This is a genomic window from Rhizobium sp. BR 317 (assembly GCF_047445835.1).
GTDB classification, from domain to species: domain Bacteria; phylum Pseudomonadota; class Alphaproteobacteria; order Rhizobiales; family Rhizobiaceae; genus Rhizobium; species Rhizobium paranaense.
Genome location: NZ_JARWLB010000115.1, coordinates 1 through 1538, shown reverse-complemented (window position 1 = coordinate 1538; position 1538 = coordinate 1). Strand labels below are relative to the sequence as shown.

At 54.0% G+C, this 1538-nt stretch carries 1 protein-coding gene and 1 pseudogene; both read left to right on the top strand.

Going from position 1 to position 1538, the window contains the following annotated elements; all coding sequences use genetic code 11:
* Positions 1–182: pseudogene (locus tag QD357_RS32160) on the top strand (hypothetical protein); the annotation flags it as partial.
* Between the two features lie 167 nt (positions 183–349).
* Positions 350–1538, top strand: a 1189-nt coding sequence (gene repC, locus QD357_RS32155) for a plasmid replication protein RepC (RefSeq protein ID WP_414126056.1), incomplete at its 3' end; no start/stop codon positions are given.

Sequence of the window (1538 nt, the reverse complement as noted above, 5' to 3'; positions counted from 1 at the left end):
CTCCCCGGTTGATCGCCAAGTCGTCTGATGGACTTGAAATCGCAACATTCGCCCTTGGCGCCAGGCGCTGCAAAATCGAAATGAACAGAGATCGGGACGAGGCTTTTGCCAAGTTTATTATGGAGCAGCTCCCCGAGCTCTACGAGAACTTCAGGAAGGATAATCCTGCGTCTGAAGGGTAATTGACGATAGCAACCGGAAAAGAAAAAGGCCCCCAAACGTCGCCGTMGTGGAAGCCTCTCTCAATGGTCTAAGCAGCCTGAGAATCGCATTTCCATGAATCGCAGTMAAKAGTCTTTGGCACCGTTTTGGTGAGCGGATTTCTTTTGTCTATTGAAAGGTGAAAKAAATGCAGAGTGGAAATGTGACGACGCCCTTTGGGCGGCGGCCAATGACGCTTGCCTTGGTKACAGCGCAGTTCAAAGCAGCAGACATCAGGCAAGGAAAATCGATCGACAAGTGGAAGATCTATCGCGATGCGTGCGATGCCCGATCGCTGCTTGGTTTGCKGKATCGCGCGCTCGCAGTGCTGAACGCGCTGTTGTCGTTCTATCCCGAAACTKAGCTCAAGGAAGATGCGAACCTTATCGTGTTTCCGTCCAATGCTCAGTTGATCGCACGGGCAAACGGTATCGCCGGGACGACGCTTCGCGAGAACCTGGCCCTCTTGGTGGATGCTGGTCTCATCCAACGGAATGACAGCCCGAATGGCAAGCGTTATGCCCGCAAGGGCTCAGACGGTTCCATCGAGACCGCTTACGGCTTCAGTCTTGCACCACTTCTAGCCCGTTCGGAAGAACTTGCTGACATGGCTMAGCAGGTCGCAGAGGCCAATCGGCAGATCAAGATCGTCAAAGAGCGCATCACAATAGCTCGGCGGGATATCCGGAAATTGATCTCCGCGGCATTGGAAGATCGCGTTCCCGGGGATTGGGCCAAGGTTGAAGAGCTTTATGTCGAGACCATGTCGCGGCTCCGCCGGGCAAAAATGGCGGATGAATTGACCGCAATCAGCGATGAACTCGATATGCTGAGGGAAGAAGTCCTCAATCTATTGGAAACCCACATCAATCTTAAAAAATCCKACACCAATGGCAACGAATTCCGACAGCACATACAGAATTCAAATACCGAATCCAGCTATGAACTTGAACCTAGCTCTGAAAATGAGCAKGGCGCAAAGCCGAGCAAAAATCGTGAGCGGAAGGCCGAACCCATAAAGTCATTCCCACTTGGGATGGTGCTGAGAGCGTGCCCGGAGATTTCCATGTACGGTCCGGCGGGGTGCGTCGAGAGCTGGCGGGACTTGATGACGGCAGCCGTCGTGGTGCGATCAATGTTGGGCGTGAGCCMGTCGGCTTACCAGGACGCGTGCGAAGCAATGGGCCCGGAAAATGCGGCAGCGACGATGGCGGCGATATTAGAGCGGACAGGGCACATCACATCGGCAGGCGGATATCTTCGTGATCTGACCTCAAGGGCAAAGAGGGGAGAGTTTTCGCTTGGGCCGATGCTGATGGCATTGCTTCGAAGCGGAG